The organism is Brevundimonas sp. DS20, assembly GCF_001310255.1.
Taxonomy (GTDB): domain Bacteria; phylum Pseudomonadota; class Alphaproteobacteria; order Caulobacterales; family Caulobacteraceae; genus Brevundimonas; species Brevundimonas aurantiaca.
On record NZ_CP012897.1, the window covers coordinates 2,380,601 to 2,399,738 of the forward strand.

General features: G+C 67.6%; 18 protein-coding genes. 13 read left to right on the forward strand and 5 right to left on the reverse strand.

Going from position 1 to position 19,138, the window contains the following annotated elements; translation table 11 throughout:
* Positions 1-140 precede the first annotated feature (140 nt).
* From JL11_RS11650 to pip, 5 genes are all read left to right on the forward strand, one after another.
* Positions 141-320, forward strand: coding sequence for a hypothetical protein (locus JL11_RS11650; protein WP_054765804.1), 180 nt, complete (start codon positions 141-143; stop codon positions 318-320).
* Positions 321-434: 114 nt separating this feature from the next.
* Positions 435-3,152 (forward strand): hypothetical protein, encoded by a 2,718-nt coding sequence (locus JL11_RS11655; protein ID WP_054765805.1) that lies wholly within the window; start codon positions 435-437, stop codon positions 3,150-3,152.
* Positions 3,153-3,204: 52 nt separating this feature from the next.
* Positions 3,205-3,825 (forward strand): hypothetical protein, encoded by a 621-nt coding sequence (locus JL11_RS11660; protein ID WP_228184179.1) that lies wholly within the window; start codon positions 3,205-3,207, stop codon positions 3,823-3,825.
* Between the two features lie 96 nt (positions 3,826-3,921).
* Positions 3,922-4,278, forward strand: coding sequence for a DUF423 domain-containing protein (locus tag JL11_RS11665; protein ID WP_007445956.1), 357 nt, complete (start codon positions 3,922-3,924; stop codon positions 4,276-4,278).
* A 44-nt stretch (positions 4,279-4,322) separates the two neighbouring features.
* A complete protein-coding gene (gene pip / locus JL11_RS11670; RefSeq protein ID WP_054765806.1) occupies positions 4,323-5,297 on the forward strand; it encodes a prolyl aminopeptidase in 975 nt (324 codons plus the stop codon).
* A gap of 44 nt (positions 5,298-5,341) precedes the next feature.
* Here pip and JL11_RS11675 read toward each other — a convergent pair whose 3' ends face one another.
* Entirely contained in the window at positions 5,342-6,055 is a 714-nt protein-coding gene (locus JL11_RS11675; protein ID WP_054765807.1) for a pirin family protein, read from the reverse strand.
* 117 nt (positions 6,056-6,172) lie between these two features.
* On the opposite strand from JL11_RS11675, the gene JL11_RS11680 reads away from it, so the two are divergent.
* The gene (locus tag JL11_RS11680) at positions 6,173-7,099 is read left to right on the forward strand and encodes a LysR family transcriptional regulator (RefSeq protein ID WP_054766950.1); all 927 of its coding nucleotides are present in this window, start codon (positions 6,173-6,175) and stop codon (positions 7,097-7,099) included.
* Positions 7,100-7,102: 3 nt separating this feature from the next.
* Here the strand turns inward: JL11_RS11680 and JL11_RS17995 are convergent, their stop codons facing one another.
* The 4 genes from JL11_RS17995 to JL11_RS11700 all read right to left on the reverse strand — a co-directional run bounded on the left by JL11_RS17995 (position 7,103) and on the right by JL11_RS11700 (position 9,699).
* Positions 7,103-7,240: a hypothetical protein gene (locus JL11_RS17995; protein ID WP_231681287.1), complete on the reverse strand. Its 138-nt coding sequence runs from the start codon at positions 7,238-7,240 to the stop codon at positions 7,103-7,105.
* Positions 7,241-7,430: 190 nt separating this feature from the next.
* Entirely contained in the window at positions 7,431-7,739 is a 309-nt protein-coding gene (locus JL11_RS11690; RefSeq protein WP_231681288.1) for a hypothetical protein, read from the reverse strand.
* A 5-nt stretch (positions 7,740-7,744) separates the two neighbouring features.
* Positions 7,745-8,203: a DNA polymerase III subunit chi gene (locus tag JL11_RS11695; protein ID WP_054765808.1), complete on the reverse strand. Its 459-nt coding sequence runs from the start codon at positions 8,201-8,203 to the stop codon at positions 7,745-7,747.
* 20 nt (positions 8,204-8,223) lie between these two features.
* A complete protein-coding gene (locus tag JL11_RS11700) occupies positions 8,224-9,699 on the reverse strand; it encodes a leucyl aminopeptidase (protein ID WP_054765809.1) in 1,476 nt (491 codons plus the stop codon).
* Positions 9,700-9,843: 144 nt separating this feature from the next.
* Here JL11_RS11700 and JL11_RS11705 point away from each other — a divergent pair, with 144 nt between their 5' ends.
* The 7 genes from JL11_RS11705 to JL11_RS11735 all read left to right on the forward strand — a co-directional run bounded on the left by JL11_RS11705 (position 9,844) and on the right by JL11_RS11735 (position 18,986).
* The gene (locus JL11_RS11705) at positions 9,844-10,992 is read left to right on the forward strand and encodes an LptF/LptG family permease (RefSeq protein WP_054765810.1); all 1,149 of its coding nucleotides are present in this window, start codon (positions 9,844-9,846) and stop codon (positions 10,990-10,992) included.
* Positions 10,993-10,994: 2 nt separating this feature from the next.
* Positions 10,995-12,137, forward strand: a complete 1,143-nt coding sequence (lptG, locus tag JL11_RS11710) for an LPS export ABC transporter permease LptG (RefSeq protein WP_054765811.1) — start codon at positions 10,995-10,997, stop codon at positions 12,135-12,137.
* A 147-nt stretch (positions 12,138-12,284) separates the two neighbouring features.
* Positions 12,285-14,621 (forward strand): LPS-assembly protein LptD, encoded by a 2,337-nt coding sequence (locus JL11_RS11715; protein ID WP_231681290.1) that lies wholly within the window; start codon positions 12,285-12,287, stop codon positions 14,619-14,621.
* Between the two features lie 72 nt (positions 14,622-14,693).
* The gene (locus JL11_RS11720) at positions 14,694-16,049 is read left to right on the forward strand and encodes a peptidylprolyl isomerase (protein ID WP_231681292.1); all 1,356 of its coding nucleotides are present in this window, start codon (positions 14,694-14,696) and stop codon (positions 16,047-16,049) included.
* Positions 16,046-17,041 (forward strand): 4-hydroxythreonine-4-phosphate dehydrogenase PdxA, encoded by a 996-nt coding sequence (gene pdxA / locus JL11_RS11725; RefSeq protein WP_054765813.1) that lies wholly within the window; start codon positions 16,046-16,048, stop codon positions 17,039-17,041. Before JL11_RS11720 ends, pdxA begins: the two co-directional genes overlap by 4 nt.
* Before the next feature lie 8 nt (positions 17,042-17,049).
* Positions 17,050-17,859, forward strand: a complete 810-nt coding sequence (rsmA, locus tag JL11_RS11730) for a 16S rRNA (adenine(1518)-N(6)/adenine(1519)-N(6))-dimethyltransferase RsmA (protein WP_054765814.1) — start codon at positions 17,050-17,052, stop codon at positions 17,857-17,859.
* Complete coding sequence (locus tag JL11_RS11735; protein WP_054765815.1) at positions 17,856-18,986, forward strand: pyridoxal phosphate-dependent aminotransferase; 1,131 nt, start codon at positions 17,856-17,858, stop codon at positions 18,984-18,986. The genes rsmA and JL11_RS11735 overlap by 4 nt, the downstream gene beginning before the upstream one ends.
* Positions 18,987-19,138 lie beyond the last annotated feature (152 nt).

Sequence of the window (19,138 nt, forward strand, 5' to 3'; positions counted from 1 at the left end):
GATTCGCGTGACACCGCGATGGGACCCTTGCCGTCTCCGTTCCATGGAGCCTCGGCGCGGTCAATCTTTGGCGGCAGGATTGTGACGTTCGCCAAAAAGGCGCATAAGTGCGCAGCCGAGCGGGTGGGGAGGAGTTTTCAATGCAGGTGCTGGTCGAACTGATCGCCGGCCTTGTCGCCCTGCTGGCCGCCCTCGTCCTCTCGCAATTCGGGGTGGACATCCACGCCCCGGCGACTGGCAAGCGCGAAGTTCACCGCGTCCAGGACTGCCGCACGGACGACGCCGGCGCGCTCAAGACAGACGCCCGGCCGGACTGCTGATTTCGAACCGTCCACTCCTGTTGAACTGGTTCGACTTGGACCTTGGGTTTCAACTCGCTAGGGTCGAATCGGCGCGTGCTCGCGCGCCTGCGCATGAATCGAGCTCGACGCCTGATGAAATCCCGTAACCGGCCGCCGCTGACCCTGACGAACGAAGACGCCGTCCTGCCTGAGGAGACGCCGGACGTCGCCCTGCCCGCTGACGGGGAACCCGGCCCTATCGCGGACGAATCCGGCGGCGAAGGTCCGCCACAGGCCGAGCTGGCGCCTCTTCCGCCGCCGCCACCGCCGGAACGTCCGATCTCTGAGCGTCGTCGTCGTCGGCTGGCGGAAGAGGCGCGGCGCGCCCAAGAAGAGGCGGAGCGTCTGAACGCCGAAGCCCAGATTGCGGATCACGCGCCTGCCGGGTTTGAGCCGGAGCCCGCCTCCCAGCGTCGTCCCCCCTCCCGTTTCCGGATCAGAACGCCGGATCAAGACCAGCCGGTTTCGCAACAGGCGTCGGAGGCCGCGTCGGCTCCCATCGACGAACCGACGATCGCCGACGCCGCAGCGGCTCCGCTGGAAATGGCGGTCGCCCAGGGCCAGCCGCCGGCGCCCTTCGAACGCTCCCCGCCCGTCCCAGCCTCGCCCGGGAGCTCGACGCCGGCCCCAAGCGGCCGCAACGCCTATCTCTTCGCCGGCCTGGCCTCGGCCGTGTGGATCGGAGGGGTCGCGTCATGGGCGGCCTATGAGGTCGGCGCAGGCGGGACGGACCTGGATCCGCTCAGGATCGCCGTCTACGCCCTGCTCGCCCTGGCGCCCGCCAGCCTGACGCTGGTCCTGGCCAACGCCATTCTCCAGGGCGCCGGCCTGGCGGCCGAGACGCGGCGCGCGCGCAGAATGGCTGAATCGCTGGTGGCTCCCACGGCTTTCGCCGCAGATCAGGCGGGGCAGGTCCTGACCTCGCTTCGGACCGACATCGACCACGCCGCCCTTGCGGCCGAGCGCGCCCGCAGCGACATGGCCCTGCTTCGGCAGGCCCTGGCCGAGGAGACCGAGCGTCTGAACGAGGCGGCGGAAGCCGCCGGCCGCACGGCCCGACGCCTGGTCGAGAACCTCGGGCGGGAGCGGGATCAGATGCAGGCCCTGGGCCTTCATCTGGACAGCCAGGCCGCAGGGGTCCTCGACGCGGTCGAGCGCCAGTCGCGCATGGTCGCCGACGCCTCCGACCTGGCTCAAGCCCAGCTTCGCGAGGCGGAAGCCGCCTTGGCCGCCCGAGCCGCCGACATGGCGGCGGCTGCGGGAGAGGCTCAGGACGCCGCTCGCGTCGCCGCCGATGATTTGGCGCGCCAGACGATCCGCCTGGAGAATGCGGGCTCGGGGGTCGCCGAACAGATTCAGTCGGTCGAGGAAGGGCTCAGCCAGCAGCGCGCAGCCCTGGTTACCGCCGCCTACGCCCTGCGCACCGATCAGGAGGACTTCTCCGCCCAGGTCGAGAGCCAACGGGCCCAGTTCGTCGAACATCTGTCGGCGACACGCGCCGCCCATAACGAAATGGGACAGACCTCCGAGGTCTCGATCCAGGCCTTGCGGGAAATTCTGGAAGCCGCCGGCGATCAGTTCCGCGCTCTCATCGACATGTCTCAGCGCGAGGCGGACGGCTTCGACGCCGCCACAAAGGTCTCGCTCGATCGGTTCGAAGCCTTGGCCGCCGATGCGCGCGACACCCTGATGGAGGAAACCCGCCGCGCCCTGGAGCAGATGCGCGCCACGGCCGAGGATTCCCGCGCCGCCGCCGCCGACGCCTCCGAACAGGCCCGGCTGCGCGCCGACCGCCTTGGCGAAGCCCTGTTCGAGGCCGCGCAGAAGGCCGACCAAGCCGCTGATGCCCGGATCGAAGACGCCCGACGCATCGTCGGTGAAACCTCCGGCCTGCTGGAACAGGCCGGCGAACGGATGGTCCAGCGGCTGGAAAGCCTGATCGATCGCCTCAACGCCGCCCTCTCCGAGATCGACACGGCCGTAGCGGATGTCGATGAAAGGGCCGCCCGCCTGCCCGAACAGGCGCGCGCGCGCGTCGACGCCGTTCGCGCCAGTGTGGAAGAAGGGCTGAACGCCCTGGCCGCCGCCTCGCGCAAGGCGGCCGAGGACACCGAGGCGCTGGATGTCGGCTTCCAGGAAAGGGTTCGCCGAAACTACGACATGTTGACCGAGGCTGTGCGCCTGATGGGCGTTGTCTCCGGGGACGCCCCGACCGGCCGTCGCCGAGACCCTGATTTTGGGCCGGAGCCCCGGCCTTCGCCCCGCCTGCCCGCCTCGCCGCCAGAGCGCGAAGAGGACAAGAGCTTCGGCCTGCGGGGTCGGCTGCGTCTGGCGCCGGCTGAGCCGGAAAAGGCCAAGTCGCCCGGCGCCGGCCTGGGCTGGGCCGACCTGGTCACGGGCGGCCCGGAAGAGCCGCCGCTGGAACTCGACGCCCCGACGACCGCCGCACCGGATACGGCGGCTTTGTCCGACCGAGTCTCGGCCGCCATCCGCCGCATGGGTGTCGATCCCAACGCCCTGTTGCCGCGCTCGCGCGTCGAAGAGGCGGCGCGCCTGCTGGGGGACGGCGATCCTGACGGCGCCCGTCACATCGTCCGGCGCGTCGCCCCGGCCGCCGTTCGCAGCGTGTCTCGGCGCGTGCTGAGCGACCCCGAACTCCGCGCAGACGCGGAACGCTATGTCCGGGTCTTCGCCCAGGAGTTGGCGACCGCGGCGCGCATGCGGGATCTTCAGGCCATCCAGACCCGCCTGGCGTCCGACGGCGGCCGCGCCTTTATGTTGTTGGACGCAGCGGTCGGCGATCTGGGATGAGGCTTGACGTCGGCCCCCTGTTTCCTTCACCTGTCTTCGTCACGGAAACTTCATGGAATTCGTGGGGATCGGGGCCGGCATGATCATTGAGACCGAAACGCCGGGGCGATCCGACCGTCGACCCGGCATCGCCATATGCGCCTATGAGGCGGACGCGCCCGGCTGGGATTTGGTCGAGGATCTTTCGGGCGAGGTCTGGAGCCCTGCCGGCGCCCGCACCCTGCGCATTCCGGCCGAGGACCCGGATCATCTGGCTCGGATGATCGGGGGCGTCCTGGACAGCGGCGACTGCCGCGCGGTTCTTCTTGTCGGACGTAATCCAAAGGGGGGCGGCTTCCGCATGCAGATGCGCGCCGAAAACCGCGCGCTGGATCGCAAATCCCGCCTCTCCGACACCGGCCCCGCCGTCGCCCGGACGACGGCTCCTGTGGCGGATATCGTCCGCGCCTTGAACGAAATCGGTTTGGCGGCCGATGCTTCATCGGACTCTGTCGATGATGTGGGCTCCTATCTCCTTTATCGGGTTTTGGCCGATCTGCCCGACGAAGCGCATACCCCGGCCGTGGGACTGCTGCGCGCGCCGCCGGGCGCTGACGAGGCGGCGGTGAAGAAGGCGGTGAAGACCGCCGCCTCTGTAATGGCGGGGCAGATGGCGCTTCTGCCGCGCTTCTGACGTTTGCCCTCGGCGGATCAACCGGTAGAGCCGGATCGGCTCAAGAGGAAAAACTCCCCGGTTCCGCCCGAAACGATCATGCCCTAGGGTCGATCCATGATGGTGAACCGCAATCTGATCGTCTTCGCCGCGTTCAACGGCGCCATGGCCGTGGCGCTCGGCGCCTTCGCCGCTCATGGTGCGGCGCCGCAGGTCCGGACGCTGCTGTCGACCGGCGCGGCCTATCAACTCACCCATGCCGTCTTCGCCCTGGCTTGCGCTGTCTGGACCGGAGGGGGGCGGCTGGCGCGGCTCGCCGGATGGCTGGGCGCGGCGGGCGGGCTGGTGTTCGGGCTCGCCCTGGCCCTTCTTGGCGTGCTCAGCCTGTCGACCATGGGAATGGTGGCTCCAATCGGCGGTCTGCTGATGATCTCGGCTTGGTTTTGCCTCGCTGTTGCGGCATTGCGACCCTAGTTTCCAGTACGGCCGCGCTTGCAGCCTCTCCGAAAGACCTCCCCATGGCCTTCCCTGCGCCTTCTGAGCCGCGTCGAGACCTTTATCCCGAGATCGAGCCCTTCGCCTCCGGCTGGATGCAGACCGACGGGGTCCATGAGATCTATTACGAGGAATGCGGCAATCCCCAGGGCCGGCCGGTCCTGGTCCTGCACGGAGGCCCCGGCGGGGCGGTCAATCCGGGCATGCGGCGCTATTTCGACCCGGCGCGTTACCGGATCATCCTGTTCGATCAGAGGGGGTGCGGCCAATCCCGACCGCATGCGTCCCTGGAGAACAACACCACATGGACCCTGATCGAGGACATCGAACGGCTGCGCGAGCGCTGCGGCGTCGACAAATGGGTGGTGTTCGGGGGGTCGTGGGGCTCCACCCTCTCGATGGCCTACGCCATCACCCATCCCGAACGGGTCATGGCCCTGGTGCTGCGCGGCATCTTCCTTCTGACCAAGAAGGAGTTGCACTGGTTCTATCAGGACGGCGCCTCGATGATCTTCCCCGACGCCTGGGAACGCTTTGTCGAGCCGATTCCCGTCGCTGAGCGCGACGATCTGATGGGGGCCTATCACAAGCGGCTGATCGGCGAGGATCAGGGCGAGCGGGAGCGCTGCGCCGTCGCCTGGTCCTGCTGGGAAGGCGAGACCGTCAGCGTGGAAGGGCCCAGCGCCAAGCCGGACAAGTTCGCCGACCCGACCTTCGCGGTCGCCTTCGCGCGGATTGAAAACTGGTTCTTCACCAACGCCGGCTTCTTTCCTGAAGACGGGTGGATTCTGAAGAATGTGGACCGGATGCGCCACATTCCCTGCTGGATCGCCCAAGGCCGGTTCGACGTCGTGACGCCGATCGCGGGCCCCTGGGCCCTGCACCGCGCCTGGCCTGAGGCGAAGCTGGACATCGTCGGCGACGCCGGCCACGCCTCGTCCGAACCTGGCGTCATCGACAGCCTCATTCGCGCAACGGACTGGGCGGCGAATCTCTGAAGCGGCGCCGGGCGGGATCGACCCCGCCCGGCGCCCTTCAACCGTCAGGCCGCGTCCACCAGGACCACTTCGGCGTCCGACAGGGCCTTGACCGTCACCAGCTCCTCTTGGGCTATGGCCGCGCCGTCTCTAGCGTTCAGCCGAACCCCATTGACCTCGATCTCCCCCTTGGCCGGAACCAGATAGCCGCGACGGTCGGCGCCCAGCGGATAGTCGGCGCTGTCGCCGGCGTTCAGGGTCGCCGCCACGATCCGCGCATCGGTGCGAATGGGCAGGGCGCCCCCGCCGCTCTCGGACGTGTCGCCTTCAAAGCCCGAGGCCAGGACCACAAACTGGCCCGCCCTTTCGCCCTTGGGAAAGGGCTTAGAGCCCCAGCTGGGGGCCTCGCCGCGCCTGGTCGGCTCGATCCAGATCTGGAAGATTCGGGTCAGTTCCGGCTCGGCGTTATATTCGGCGTGACGAATGCCCGTGCCGGCGCTCATGACCTGAACATCGCCGGCGACAGTGCGGCCCTTGTTGCCCAGGCTGTCCTCATGGGTGATGGCCCCGTCGCGGACATAGGTGATGATCTCCATGTCGGCGTGCGGGTGAGGCGGGAAGCCCGTTCCGGCGGCGATCTCGTCGTCGTTCCAGACCCGAAGATTGCCCCAGCTCATCCGCTTGGGATCATAGTAGTTGGCGAAAGAGAAGTGATGTTTGGCGTTCAGCCAACCATGGTTGGCGCCGCCGAGAGATTCAAAGGGTCTGCGTTCGATCATCGGTCTGTCCTCAGGCCGGGCCGTCCCGGCGTCATTGACTTGACGCCAAGATAGAGATCGACGACCGAACAGAAATAGAAACCCCTGAAACTCATCGTTTCCGACTTGGAGGTCGCCATGTCCCGCCTGCCTGACCTCGAGGCCCTGGCCATCTTCGCCAAGGTGGCGGAGGCCCAGTCTTTTTCCGGCGCGGCTGACGCCCTGGGCCTGTCCAAGGCGACGGTGTCCAAGGCGGTGACGCGGCTGGAACAACAACTGAAGACTACCCTGCTCCACCGCACCTCGCGCCGTTTCGCCTTGACGGACGCGGGGCGCAATCTGGCGGCGCGCGCGGGCCAGATGTTGGCTGAGGCGGAAGGGGCGGTGTCCGAGGCCCTGGACATGTCCGTGACGCCGCGCGGCCTCGTGCGGCTGGCCGCGCCCATGTCGTTCGGCATGGCCTATGTCGCCCCGGCCCTGCCGCAGTTCCTGGCGACCCATCCGGATGTCTCCGTCGATCTGCATCTGTCGGACGAGGTGGTCGATCTGGTGGGCGGCGGCTTCGACTGCGCCCTGCGCATCGCCGCCCTGCCCGACTCATCGCTCACGGCGCGTCGTCTGCGGCCGGTCGAGCGGTTCCTCGTGGCCTCGCCTGACTATCTGGCCCAGCGCGGGCGGCCGATCCATCCGAACGATCTGGAGCGGCATTCCTGCCTCGGCTACGCCTATATGCCGACCCCGGACGCCTGGCGCTTCATCAATGACGCCGGCGAAGAGGTCGTGGTGCGGCCGCGCGGGCCGTTGCGAGCCAATAATTCCGACGCCCTGACCGCTTCCCTCTGCGCGGGGCTGGGCCTCTTCCCCCAGCCCGACTTCATCTATTGGAAGGACGTCGCCGAAGGCCGGCTGGAAACGGTCATGACCGACTGGCGCCTGCCCCCCATCGCCCTGCATCTGGTCGCGCCCAGCGGCGGGCCGCGCCCGGCGCGCGTGTCGGCTCTGATGGATTATCTGGCGAAGACCTTCAGCGCCCCGCTCTGGCCCGGCGACACGGTCGGTCGCTGAGCCTCAGCCGCACTTGACCTGCTGGATCACGCCGGTCGCCTCGTCATAGACGAAGTTCACCCGGTTCTCGCGATAGTCCATGGTCGCCGCGCAGGTCGTGCACAGGACGCGGAAGGTCTGACCTTCCGGCGCGCTGGGCACCGTCGAACGGTTCCGGCCAACATAGGCCTGATAGTCCTCGACCTTGCAGGCTTTGAACGCGGTGTCGCCCCCGGGGCGGCGCCGGCGGCGGGCGTCTCGGTCGGGGCGCAGGCCGACAGGGCCAGGCCCGCCGACATCAGGGTCGTCAGGATGAAGGCGGTCTTCATGGTCGTCTCTCCAAAAGCCAGCGTCAGCCGCAGCGGACCTGTTCGATGATCCCTGTCTGGGCGTCGTAGAATATGTTCAGCCGGTAGGCCGAAAAATCATGGGTGACCGGGCAGGTGGTGCAGGTCACGCGCCGGTTGACGACATCCACAGGCACCGGGATTTCGGTCTTGGGCCGCCCCACCAGATACTGAAGTTCCCCCGCCTTGCAGACATCGGTCGTCTGGGCGGTCGGCATGCGACTGCCCACGGGCGGCGTGACCTGCGCCTGTTCCACGGTTCGCGGGGCCGGCTTTTCGGCGACGGGCGTGGAACAGCCGGCTAAGGCCGCCAAGACGATCAGGCCGCCTTTTCCCAGCGCCCTGCGTCCGTCTGCCGCCAATAGGCCAGCTCCGCGCCCTGGGCCTTCAGCGCCTTCCAGCGGCCGCGCGCCTGCTGAAGCGCCGTTGCGTCCCGACCGTCGAAAATGATGAAGCATCTTTCGATCCCTTCCGTGGCGCCCAGTTCTGCGTCATCGACGATGAACAGCGCCTGAGCGCCGTTCAGGTTCTCTCCCGATTCGCTGAGAAGCACCGGCTGGCGATCGGCATGGGGCTGATCCGCCCGACCGTGCGGCAGAAAACTCTCTTCGTGGAAGGTCCACAGCCGCTCGTCCAGATCATCCAGCCGATGGGCATGAGACGATTTGATCAGGGCGCGCCAGCCCCGCTCGAGGGTCTTCTCGAGCAGGGTCGGCAGCACCTGGTCCAGGGAGGACCGTTCCAGGTGGTAGAACCAGATTTCGGGCTTGCCGCTCATCCGGCTCTACCGTCCAGGGCTCAGGCTTCGTAGGTGTCGGCCACCATCCGGTCCAGGGTGCGCACGGCGAAGCCGACGCCGCCTTCCGGCACGGTGGGGCTGGGGCTCTTGTTCGCCCAGGCGGTCGGCGCGATGTCCAGGTGCGCCCACGGCACGCCGTTGGTGAAGCGCTGCAGGAACAGGGCCGCGGTGATCGAGCCGCCGGCGCGGCCGTTGCCGGTGTTCTTCACATCGGCGATCTTCGAATCAATGTGCTGTTCGTAGATGGCCGGGATCGGCATGCGCCAGAAGTTCTCGCCCACCTTCTTAGAGGCGGCCAGGATCGGCTCGGCGACCTCGTCCGAGTTCGAGAAGACGCCGGCGTAGTCCAGGCCCAGGGCCACGATCATGGCGCCGGTCAGGGTGGCCAGGTCGATCATGAACTTCGGCTTGAAACGCTCCTGCGTGTACCAAAGGGCGTCGGCCAGGACGAGCCGGCCCTCGGCGTCGGTGTTGATCACCTCGACCGTCTGGCCCGACATGGACACGACCACGTCGCCCGGACGCTGGGCGTTGCCGTCCGGCATGTTTTCGACCAGGCCCAGCACGCCCACGGCGTTGACCTTGGCCTTGCGGCCGGCCAGGGCGATCATGGTTCCGGTCACGGCGGCGGCGCCGCCCATGTCCCACTTCATGTCCTCCATGCCTTCGGCCGGCTTGATCGAGATGCCGCCGGTGTCGAAGCAGACGCCCTTGCCGACGAAGGCCAGGGGCTGGGCGCCCGCCTCGCCGCCGCTCCACTTCATGACCGCCAGCTGGCTCTCGCGGCGGCTGCCCTGGCCGACGCCCAGCAGGGTGCGCATGCCCAGCTTCTCCATCTCGGCCTCACCGAGGATTTCGACCTCCAGGCCCAGGCTCTCCAGCGCCTTGACGCGGCGTGCGAACTCGGCGGGATAGAGGACGTTGGCGGGCTCGGACACCAGATCGCGGGCGAAGATCACGCCGTCAGCCACGGCCGTCAGCGGCTCCAGGGCGGCCTCGGCGGCGCGCAGGTCGGACGTCACGACGCGCACCGTATTGATCGACGGAATCTTGTCCGGCTTCTGGGTCGTCCGGTATTTGTCGAACCGGTAGGCGGCCAGTCGCACCGCGAAGCCGACGCGCGCGGCCTGTTCGGGGCTCAGGTTAGAGGCGTCGATGGTCAGAACCTCGGCGCCCGACAGTTTCACCGCCGCATAGGCGTTGCCGCCGAACGCCTCGACCGCCAGGTCGTCGATCTTGTCCGCCGACCCTGCGCCGACCAGCAGGATGGACTCCGCCTTTGCGCCCGAGACGGCTGCAACCATCAGCGTCTGGCCGGCCTTGCCTACGAACCGTCCTTTGCTCATCGCGCGGGTCAGGGCGCCGCCGGATTGTTCGTCCAGTTCCGATCCGGAACCGGCGAGGACGCGATCTTCATGAACAGGCACGGCCAGGATTTCAGCGGCGTCAACGGCAGCGACGAACTCGATCTTCATTCAACGACTCCAGCCGGGCCCCACCCGGCGCTCACAACAGAAGAAAAAGACAAACGGCGCGTCTGCTTGTCGCGGACGCGCCCTCCTGTGCTACTAGATGCGCCTCATCGCCGCCGCCTGCAACCGGGCGAAGTCCATCCGCCCATGACCCTGATCCAAAGATACCTTTTTCGCCAGCTCTCCCTACCCGTGGTCGCGGCGTGCGCGTCCCTGGCTGGAATCGGAATTTTGAGTCAGAGCCTCGACCAGCTCGAGGTCATCGTGGAACGGGGTCAGAGCGTATGGGTGATGGTCAAGCTGACGCTTCTGGCCCTGCCTCAGTTGCTGGCCGTCATCCTGCCCATAGGCCTGTTCGTCGGCGCCCTGATCGCCCTGACCCGGATGCAGCGCGAGCAGGAACTGACCGCCGCCTTCGCCGGGGGCATGACCCGCTGGCAGGTCATATCGCCGGCGGCGCGGCTCGCCGTCCTCGTGCTGATCCTGAACCTGACGATGACGCTGTTCGCCCAGCCCTGGGCACAGCGGGAGGCGCGCAACCAGGCCTTCGCCATTCGCACCGACCTGGCGGCCCTGCTTGTCGAGGAAGGCCAGTTCGTCCAGGGGCCGGACGGGCTGACCGTCTATGTCCAGCAGATCGAGCAGAACGGCCTTCTGAAGAACCTTTTCGTCTATCTGGACGACGGCAAGTCCAGCCAGAACTGGAGCGCGGCGGAGGCCCGCTTCGGGCGCGACGCCGCCAATGAGCCGGTCCTGACCATGATCGACGGCTCCTGGCAGAAATACTCCTCGCGCGGCGTGCTCGAGACCCTGTCGTTCGACCGTTACGACTTTCCGCTCGGACAGTTCTCGGCCGTGACCGAGCAGATTCGCTACAAGCCGGCCGACCTCTATCTGCGTCAACTGCTCAATCCCACCCCGCGCGTGCTGGAAACCGCCGGCTCAAGGGGAGAACTCCTGGCGGAGGCGCATGCGCGGATTTCAGCGCCGCTTTACGCCTTGACCGCCATGGCCATGGCCCTGGCGGCGATCCTGGGCGGCGCCTTCAGCCGCACCGGCTATTCGCTTCGCATCGCCAAGGCGGCGGGCCTGTTCCTTGTCGTGCGGGTGATCGGCTATGGGCTGGTCGCAGCCAGCGCCTGGAACCCGTGGATGAACCTGCTGCAATACATCGCGCCGCTTGCCGCGACGGCTTTGGCGCTTCGGCTTCTGTTTCGCGCGCTTAAGCCGCGAAAGCGCCGGTCCTGGCCGATCGCTGAGCAACTGCGACCCCTGTCTTCGGCCAGGACGGCGTGACCATGAGGTCTCTAGCCCTTCCCGCCCGGTCCTTCCGTTCGCGCCTTCCGCGTCTGGGCCGCATCGAAATCTATGTGTTGACTCAACAGTTGCGCGCCTTGGGCGTGGCCCTGGCGGTGATCTCCGCCCTGGTCATGCTGATCGACTTCGTCGAGGTGTCGCGCGGCGTAGGGTCGGATCAGGATCTGTCGGCCCTGCGCATCCTGGGCCTGGTGGCGCTGAAGTCGCCGGCGGTGATCGTCCAACTGCTGCCCTTCGTCTTCCTGTTCGGCACCCTGGGCGCCTATATCGGCCTGAACCGACGCAGCGAACTGGTCGCCATGCGGGCGGCGGGGGTGTCGGCCTGGCGGTTCGTCCTCCCGGCGGCCGGCATGGCCTTCGCTCTGGGCGTTCTTACCGTGACCGTTCTGGGGCCCTTGGCCTCAGCCGGCGACGGTCTGTGGCAGCGCGAACGCGCTCGCATCTCCGGAGCCGCCGCCAACGACCGCTCGGATGCCCCCATCTGGCTGCGCGAAGGCGACGATCAGCGCCAGATGATCATCCGGGCCGGCCGTCAGGACCGCGCCAACGCCCGGCTTCTGGACGTCACCTTCTTCATCTACGTCACAGATGCGGAGGGGAACCGCGACTTTTCCGAACGGATCGACGCCCAGTCCGCCGCCCTCAGCGCCGGGCGCTGGCGTCTGACCAACGCCGTCGGCGCCAGCATCGGCCAGAGGGCCGTCGCCTATTCAAGCCTCGATCTGCTCTCCAGCCTGGCGGACGAAGAGGCGTTCGAGCGATTCGCCCGTCCCCAATCGACGCCCTTCTGGTCCCTGCCGAATCAGATCCAGCGGATCGAGGACGCCGGCTTCGCCTCAACCGCCTATCGCCTTCGGCTTCAGCAGCTGCTGGCGACGCCCCTGGTCTTTGCGGCCATGTCCATACTGGCGGCGGCTTTCTCTCTACGTCTGATGCGTCTTGGGGACCTGGCGAGGATGAGCGTGGCCGCCGTCGTCCTGGGCTTCGCCTTCTTCTTCCTGAACCAATTCAGCTCGGCCATGGGTTCGGCCGAGGTGGTGCCGCCCCTGGTGGCGGCATGGCTGCCGCCCTTGTTGACGGCCCTCGCCGCCTTCACCTTGCTGTTCTATACCGAAGACGGCTAAGCGAGCGCCTCGCTCAAGACAGACGGATGCTTCATGCAAGGTGATCGCGATCGGCGTTCAAGGGCCTTACGGGCTAGGCTTTTGGCCGGCGCGGCGCTCCTGGCGTGTCTGCCCTTCGCGGAAGAGGCGCTCGCTCAGGCTCAGCCGGTGCCGGATCAATCGGCGGTTTCCGACGTTCTGCCCCAGGGCGCCGTCTATGTGGACGCCGACAGCGCCGGCCGTGTCGGCGACACGATCGTCGCCCAGAGCAACGGCGCGCGCCGGGTCTATCTGCGCGCTGACGGTCATGTGCTTCGGGGCGAGAACCTGACCTATGATCTGTCCACCGGCGCGGCCGCGGCCGACGGCCGGGTGGAGGCGATCGCGCCGGACGGCACGGTCGTCTACGCCAGCCATTTGGAGGCCGACGGCGAACTGAAGGCGGCCGTCGCCGTCGATTTCGCCACCCGTTTCAGCAACGGCGCCAGCCTGATGGCCGCGACGGCGGTTCGCCGAAGCGAACGGGTCAATGAGCTGAACTACGCCGTCTTCACCCCCTGCCCCATCTGCGACGACAAGGGTCCCAAGACCCCCAGCCTCTCGATCCAGGCTGAGAAGGTGGTTCAGGATGAGGCCCTGCGCGCCGTCATCTACCGCAATGCGATGTTCCGCATCGGCGGGGTGCCCGTCTTCTACACCCCCTTTTTCGCCCACCCGGATCCCACCGTCGAACGCGCGTCCGGCTTCCTGGTGCCGATCGTCAACTATGACGAAGGCCGCGGCGTCTCGATCGAAACCCCCTATCTGCATGTCGTTTCGCCGTCGGAAGACTGGCTGATCAGCCCGCAGTTCAACACGCGGGTGTCGCCCCTGCTGAACCTTCAGTGGCGCCGCCGCTTCGTCAACGGAACGATCGTCGCCCGCGGCGGCTACACCTACGAACGGACCTTCGGCGACTTCGATCGGGACGGCGACGGGGATTATGAGAGCAACATCCGTTTCGGCGACAAGGAACATCGCAGCTATGTGCTGTCCCATGGCGAGTTCGACCTCTGGGGCCCCTGGCGCCTCGGCTTCACGGCCGAGCGGACGTCCGACAAGACCCTGTTCGACCGCTATGACATTCAGAACCCCTATCAGGACAACGGCCTCTATTACGGCGACCGTCGTCGTCTGATCAGCCAAGTTTACGCCGAGCGTCAGACCGACCGTTCCTATATTTCGATCGCAGCCTTTTCGATCCAGAGCTTGAGACTGGACAACCGCTTCGCCGACACGGATTTCCGCGACGCGGAAGGGTTCAAGGTCTTTGAAAACGACGGTGCCCTGCCGATCGTCGCCCCCCTGGTCGACGCCCGCTGGGAGCCGTCGGGTCTGATCGGCGGCGGCCGGCTGCGGCTGAAGGGGTCCGCCGTATCCCTGTATCGCGACGTTTTCGTCGGCGCGCCGGTGCTCAATCCGGACATCGTGCCTGGGGCCCCAGCGGGGCTTTCGGGCGTGGACAGCCGGCGGATCACAGGTCAGGCGGAGTGGCGTCGCGTCTTCATCACGCCCAACGGCCTGCGTATCGAGCCCTTCGTCGACGCCCGCGTGGATTTCTACGCCCTGTCCGACCTGCCGCCGATGATGGGCGTCGAAAGCGACGAGACGCTGAGCCGCACGCGCGCGAGCGCCGGGGTGGACCTCAGTTACCCCCTGGTGCGTCGCACGCCGCGCGGCGACATCATTCTGGAGCCGGTCGCCCAGCTGTCGGTCTCCAACAAGTCCGACATCGACCCCCGCATTCCCAATGAGGATTCACAGGTCATCGAACTGGATGAATCCTCCCTGTTCCGCATGGACCGCTTCTCGGGCTATGATCTGGTGGAAGGCGGCGCCCGTTTCACCGCCGGCGCCCGCGCCACGATCCGCTGGTCCGAAGGCCGCAGCGCCAGCCTTTTCGTAGGCCGCAGCTACCGCGCCGACGACGAAGACGCCTTCCGCACCACCATACCCGACAGCACGACCGGCGCCCTCTACGACCCCACCGGCCTGGCCTCCTCGGCTTCCGACTGGGTGGTCCAGGGCAGTTTCTCGCCTTCGGACCGTATCCGCAGCTGGGGCCACGCCACCGTCGACGGGTCGGGCGACATCCGGCGCGCCGAGGCCGCGCTGGACGGACGTTGGGGCCGGCGCAACCTGGCCAGCTTCAGCTATATCGTCGATCGGTCCAATCCGTTGTCAGGGCCGCTCAATCGGAACTATGAATTCGTCCAGCTGGCGGGTCAGCAGTTCGTCTACGGCCACTGGGGCGTGGCCGTAGCCGGGATCGCCGACCTGGAGCGCAACGTCATCACCCGCCAGGAGGTCGGCCTCCTTTTCGACGACGATTGTTTTCGGGTCGAGATCGGTTATCGCCGCGACAATACGCGGGTTCGGGCCAGTGGTCCGTCGGACGGGGTGTATCTACGCCTAAACCTCGCCACTTTCGGAGGTTCAGGTTATGGACAGGGCGGATTGCGTTGAGCATGACGCTGTACGGGGCGCGACCGCCTGCCGGCCCGGCCGGTGGACCGCTGTGAGGAATCAGGACGACCAATGGGTTTGATGCGTTATTCGACGGGGGCTGCGCTCGCGGCGCTCCTCCTCGCCGGTTCGGCCTATGGTCAGACGGCGCCCGCTCCGGCCGCCCAGCAGCCGACGGCCGCAGGCGCGCCTAACCCGGCGGCCGGAGACGGACCGGTTGCGGCCCGCGCCGCGCCTCAGTTCGAACTGGCCGACGGCATTGTCGCTACGGTTAATGACAAGATCATCACCGGCTATGATCTGCGCCAGCAGATGCTGATGCTGATCGCCTCGTCCCAGGTTCAGCCGACGGAACAGAATCTGCCGGCGATCCAGCAGGCGGCGCTGAACCGACTGATCGAAGAACGGCTGAAGGCCCAGGAAATCACCAAGTTCGAGACCTTGAAGGTCACCGACCAGGAGATCGACGAGGAAATCGCCCAGATGGCGCGCCAGGCCGGCGTCACGCCGGCCGCCTATATGGAGTTTCTCCAGCAGGGCGGCATTCAGCCCAGCGCCTTCCGCGAAAACCTGCGCACGGAGATCGGCTGGAGCCAGCTGGTGCCCGGCCGCTTCAACAGCCGCGCCCGACCCAGCACGCTTCAAGTCGAGCAGGAGCTGCGCCGCCTGAACGAGGCGGCGGCCCAGCCCCAGTATCTGATCGGTGAAATCTACATCGAAGCGGCGCGGGTCGGCGGCCAAGAGGCTGCGATGAACGGCGCCCGCCAGCTGGTGCAGCAGATCATTCAGGGCGCGCCCTTCCAGGCGGTCGCCCAACAGTTCTCCTCCGCCCCGTCCGCCTCGGCCCGCGTCCCCGGCGACGCAGGCTGGGTGGTCAAGGGCACGGTGCAGCCGGCCCTTCAGACCATCTTCGACCAGCTCCAGCCCGGCCAGCTGTCGAACCCCGTCCCGGTCGATGGCGGCGTCTACATCATCTATATGCGCGACAAGCGCGATGGCGCGGCCACCAGCCTGGTTTCAATGAAGCAGATGATGGTCGAACTGCCGGAATCGGCGTCAGAGGCCGAGCTCGCAGCGGCCACCCGGACTTTGGAAGGCCTCCGCCAGGGACTGAACTGCGACAACATCCTGTCCCAGGCGCGTGCGACCCAGGGCGTGATCGGCGCCGACCTGGGCGAATCGGACGTGGCCAATCTGGCGCCCCAGTTCCAGCAGTTCGCCCGCACCGGCGAGATCGGCTCGGTCTCGACCCCGATCCGCACACCGCTCGGGCTTCATCTGGTCGCCGTCTGCGGCCGTCGCGTCGGCGGTCCTGAGGCCCCCAATCGTCAGCAGGTCGAGAACCGCCTGCGCGGCCAGAACCTGGCGGTGCTGGAGCGTCGCTATATCCGCGATCTGCGCAACGACGCCCTGATCGAGTTCAAATGACCCGGCCTCTGGTCCTGACGCTGGGCGAACCCGCCGGCGTCGGGCCGGAGATCGTGGCCGCCGCCTGGCGGGCGCGTTCGGCCGACATGCTGCCGTTCGCCGTAATCGGCGACGCCGCCCTGCTTGAGGCGCAAGGGATCGCCGTCGCCGACGTCTTCACGCCCGGCGAGGCCGCCCAGCATTTCGAGCGGGCCCTCCCGGTCATTCACCGCGCCCTGCCTGCGCCGGTGACAGTCGGCCTTCCCGACCCGGTCAATGCGCCCTCGGTCGCCGACGGCATCGAAGAAGCCGTCAATTTCGCTCTGTCGGGCGAAGCCTCGGGTCTGGTCACCGCCCCCATCGCCAAGGCGCCTATGTACGCCTCGGGTTTCCGCTTTCCGGGCCACACCGAGTTCATCGCCGAACTGACCGCCGACGCCCCCTACGCCGGCACGCGGGGGCCCGTGATGATGCTGGCCGCCCGCGACCTGCGCGCCTGTCTGGTGACTATCCACGTCGCCCTGGATCAGGTTCCCGAGCTGATCACGGCCGAGCGGGTCGCCCGCACCGCCCGCGTCGTCCACGAAAGCCTGAAGCGCGACTTCGCCATCGCCCGCCCGCGCCTGGCCATGGCCGCCCTGAACCCCCACGCGGGCGAAGGCGGCGCCCTGGGGCTGCAGGAGATCGAGACCCTGATCCCCGTCGCCGAACAGCTGCGCGGCGAAGGGATCGACATCACCGACCCCAAACCCGCCGACAGCCTGTTCCACGACGACGCCCGCGCGACCTATGATGCGGTGATCTGCATGTACCACGACCAGGCCCTGATCCCGGTCAAAACCCTGGACTTCTGGGGCGGGGTCAATGTCTCCCTGGGACTGCCCGTCATCCGCACCTCGCCCGATCACGGCACGGGTTTCGACATCGCCGGCAAGGGGATCGCGCGTCCGGACAGTCTGATCGCCGCCGTTCGTCTGGCATCGGAGATGGCGGCGGCCCGCGCCGCGCGCTAACAGGGCGTGTGACCGACCTTCCCTCTCTCCGCGAAACCCTCGACGCCCACGGCCTGTCGGCGAAGAAGAGCTTTGGCCAGCATTTCCTGCTGGACCTGAACGTCACCCGCAAGATCGTCCGCCTGGCCGGCCCGTTCGACGGTCGCGCCGTGATCGAGGTCGGCCCCGGCCCCGGCGGCTTGACCCGCGCCCTGCTGGACTCCGACGCAGGCCCCGTGGTCCTCGTCGAAAAGGATCCGCGCTTCATTCCCCTGCTGTCAGAACTGGACGATGGCTCCGGTCGTCTGACGATCGTCGAGGCTGACGCCCTGAAGGTGAAGGAGGCGGATCTGGTCTCCGGCCCCGCCCATCTGGTCTCCAACCTGCCCTACAATGTCGGCACCGCCCTGCTGATCAAATGGCTGACCGGCCCCTGGCTGCCCCACAGCCTGACCCTGATGTTCCAGAAGGAGGTCGCCGAGCGCGTCGCCGCTGGGCCCGGCGAGGACGCCTACGGCCGCCTCGCCGTCATCGCCCAGGCCGTCTGCACCGCCCGCATCGTCATGCACCTGCCCGCCGCCGCCTTCACCCCGCCGCCCAAGGTGGCCTCGGCCGTGGTCCATCTGGTCCCGCTGGATGAGCGCCCGTCGCCTGAGCGCCTGAAGAAGTTGGAACGCGTCACCGCCGCCGCCTTCGGCCAGCGCCGCAAGATGCTGCGCTCCAGCCTGAAACAGCTCGGCGGCGCCGCCCTTTGCGAGGCCGCCGGCATCGAACCCGACGCCCGCGCCGAGACGATCGACGTGGCCGGCTTCCTCAGACTGGCGGACGCCCTGACATGACCGTCGAACCCTTCCGCGCCATCACCGTCAGCCGTCTGGCGCACCAGCTGAAAGCCGAAGGCCGGTCGATCATCCATATGGAATTCGGCCAGCCCTCCACCGGCGCGCCCGCTGCCGCCGTCGCCCGCGCACATCAGGTGCTGGACGCCGACGCCATGGGCTATTGGGAAAGCCCCGACCTGCGCGCCCGCATTGCTCACCTGTACCAGGACCGGTACGGCGTAACGGTCGATCCCGCCAACATCCTGCTGACCTGCGGGGCCTCGCCCGCCCTGGTCCTGGCGCTCAGCGTCCGGTTCAAGCCGGGCGACCGCATCGCCCTGGCCCGTCCCGGCTATGTCGCCTATCGCAACAGCCTGCGCGCCCTGCATCTGGAGCCGGTGGAGATCGCCTGCGGTCCCGAGACCCGGTTCCAGCTGACCGCCGCCCAGCTGGAGGCGCTCGATCCCGCTCCGGCCGGCGTCATCATCGCCAGCCCGGCCAATCCGACCGGGACCATCATCCCGGAGGCCGAACTCGCCGCCATCGCCGAGGTCTGCCGCGCGCGAAACATCGCCATCCTTTCGGACGAGATCTACCACGGCCTGTCCTACGCGGGCCCGACCCCGTCGATGCTGCAGTTCGCGCCGGACGCCCTGGTGATCAACAGCTTCTCCAAATACTGGAGCATGGCCGGCTGGCGGTTGGGCTGGCTGCTGGTCCCCGAGGCCCTGATCGAGGCCGCTCGCGCCTATATCGGGAACATGTTCCTGACCCCGCCCAGCCTCAGCCAGCACGCAGGCCTGGTCGCCATGGACGCGATCGGCGAGCTTGAGGGCCATATCCAGAGCTACGCCCGCAACCGCGAGCTGATGCTGGCGGCCCTGCCGGCGCTTGGATTGAGGAAGATCGCGCCGCCTGACGGCGCCTTCTACATCTGGGCCGACATCGGCCACCTGACGGACGACAGCGTGGCCTTCTGCGAACAACTGCTGCGCGATACCGGCGTGGCCACCGCGCCGGGCGTGGATTTCGACCCCGTCGATGGTCGACGCTACATCCGCTTCAGCTTCGCGGTCTCGACAGGGGAGATCAAGGCCGCGTTGGAACGAATCACGCCTTGGTTCGCCGCTCGAAATCCAGGCTGAGCCGATCCGCAAAAGGCGGCAGGCCCATGGTGGGTCGTACCTAAGCAATCGCCCCTAGGCCGATATTTACCCTCTGGAACCTGCCTTGTGGGAAAAGGAGTGCAGTTGCGTAGCGCATAGGACGACATCGCGTAGGACGCCCCCGCCGGCGC

Bases quoted from the DNA above. Each gene is read 5' to 3' on its own strand.
- JL11_RS11735 (WP_054765815.1), top strand. From the start codon at position 17,856: ATGACCGTCGAACCCTTCCGCGCCATCACCGTCAGCCGTCTGGCGCAC.
- JL11_RS11650 (WP_054765804.1), top strand. From the start codon at position 141: ATGCAGGTGCTGGTCGAACTGATCGCCGGCCTTGTCGCCCTGCTGGCC.
- JL11_RS11720 (WP_231681292.1), top strand. From the start codon at position 14,694: ATGGGTTTGATGCGTTATTCGACGGGGGCTGCGCTCGCGGCGCTCCTC.
- JL11_RS11695 (WP_054765808.1), bottom strand. From the start codon at position 8,203: ATGAGCGGCAAGCCCGAAATCTGGTTCTACCACCTGGAACGGTCCTCC.
- pdxA (WP_054765813.1), top strand. From the start codon at position 16,046: ATGACCCGGCCTCTGGTCCTGACGCTGGGCGAACCCGCCGGCGTCGGG.
- JL11_RS11675 (WP_054765807.1), bottom strand. From the start codon at position 6,055: ATGATCGAACGCAGACCCTTTGAATCTCTCGGCGGCGCCAACCATGGT.
- JL11_RS11680 (WP_054766950.1), top strand. From the start codon at position 6,173: ATGTCCCGCCTGCCTGACCTCGAGGCCCTGGCCATCTTCGCCAAGGTG.
- JL11_RS11700 (WP_054765809.1), bottom strand. From the start codon at position 9,699: ATGAAGATCGAGTTCGTCGCTGCCGTTGACGCCGCTGAAATCCTGGCC.
- JL11_RS11705 (WP_054765810.1), top strand. From the start codon at position 9,844: ATGACCCTGATCCAAAGATACCTTTTTCGCCAGCTCTCCCTACCCGTG.
- JL11_RS11665 (WP_007445956.1), top strand. From the start codon at position 3,922: ATGATGGTGAACCGCAATCTGATCGTCTTCGCCGCGTTCAACGGCGCC.
- pip (WP_054765806.1), top strand. From the start codon at position 4,323: ATGGCCTTCCCTGCGCCTTCTGAGCCGCGTCGAGACCTTTATCCCGAG.
- JL11_RS11660 (WP_228184179.1), top strand. From the start codon at position 3,205: ATGGAATTCGTGGGGATCGGGGCCGGCATGATCATTGAGACCGAAACG.
- lptG (WP_054765811.1), top strand. From the start codon at position 10,995: ATGAGGTCTCTAGCCCTTCCCGCCCGGTCCTTCCGTTCGCGCCTTCCG.
- JL11_RS11655 (WP_054765805.1), top strand. From the start codon at position 435: ATGAAATCCCGTAACCGGCCGCCGCTGACCCTGACGAACGAAGACGCC.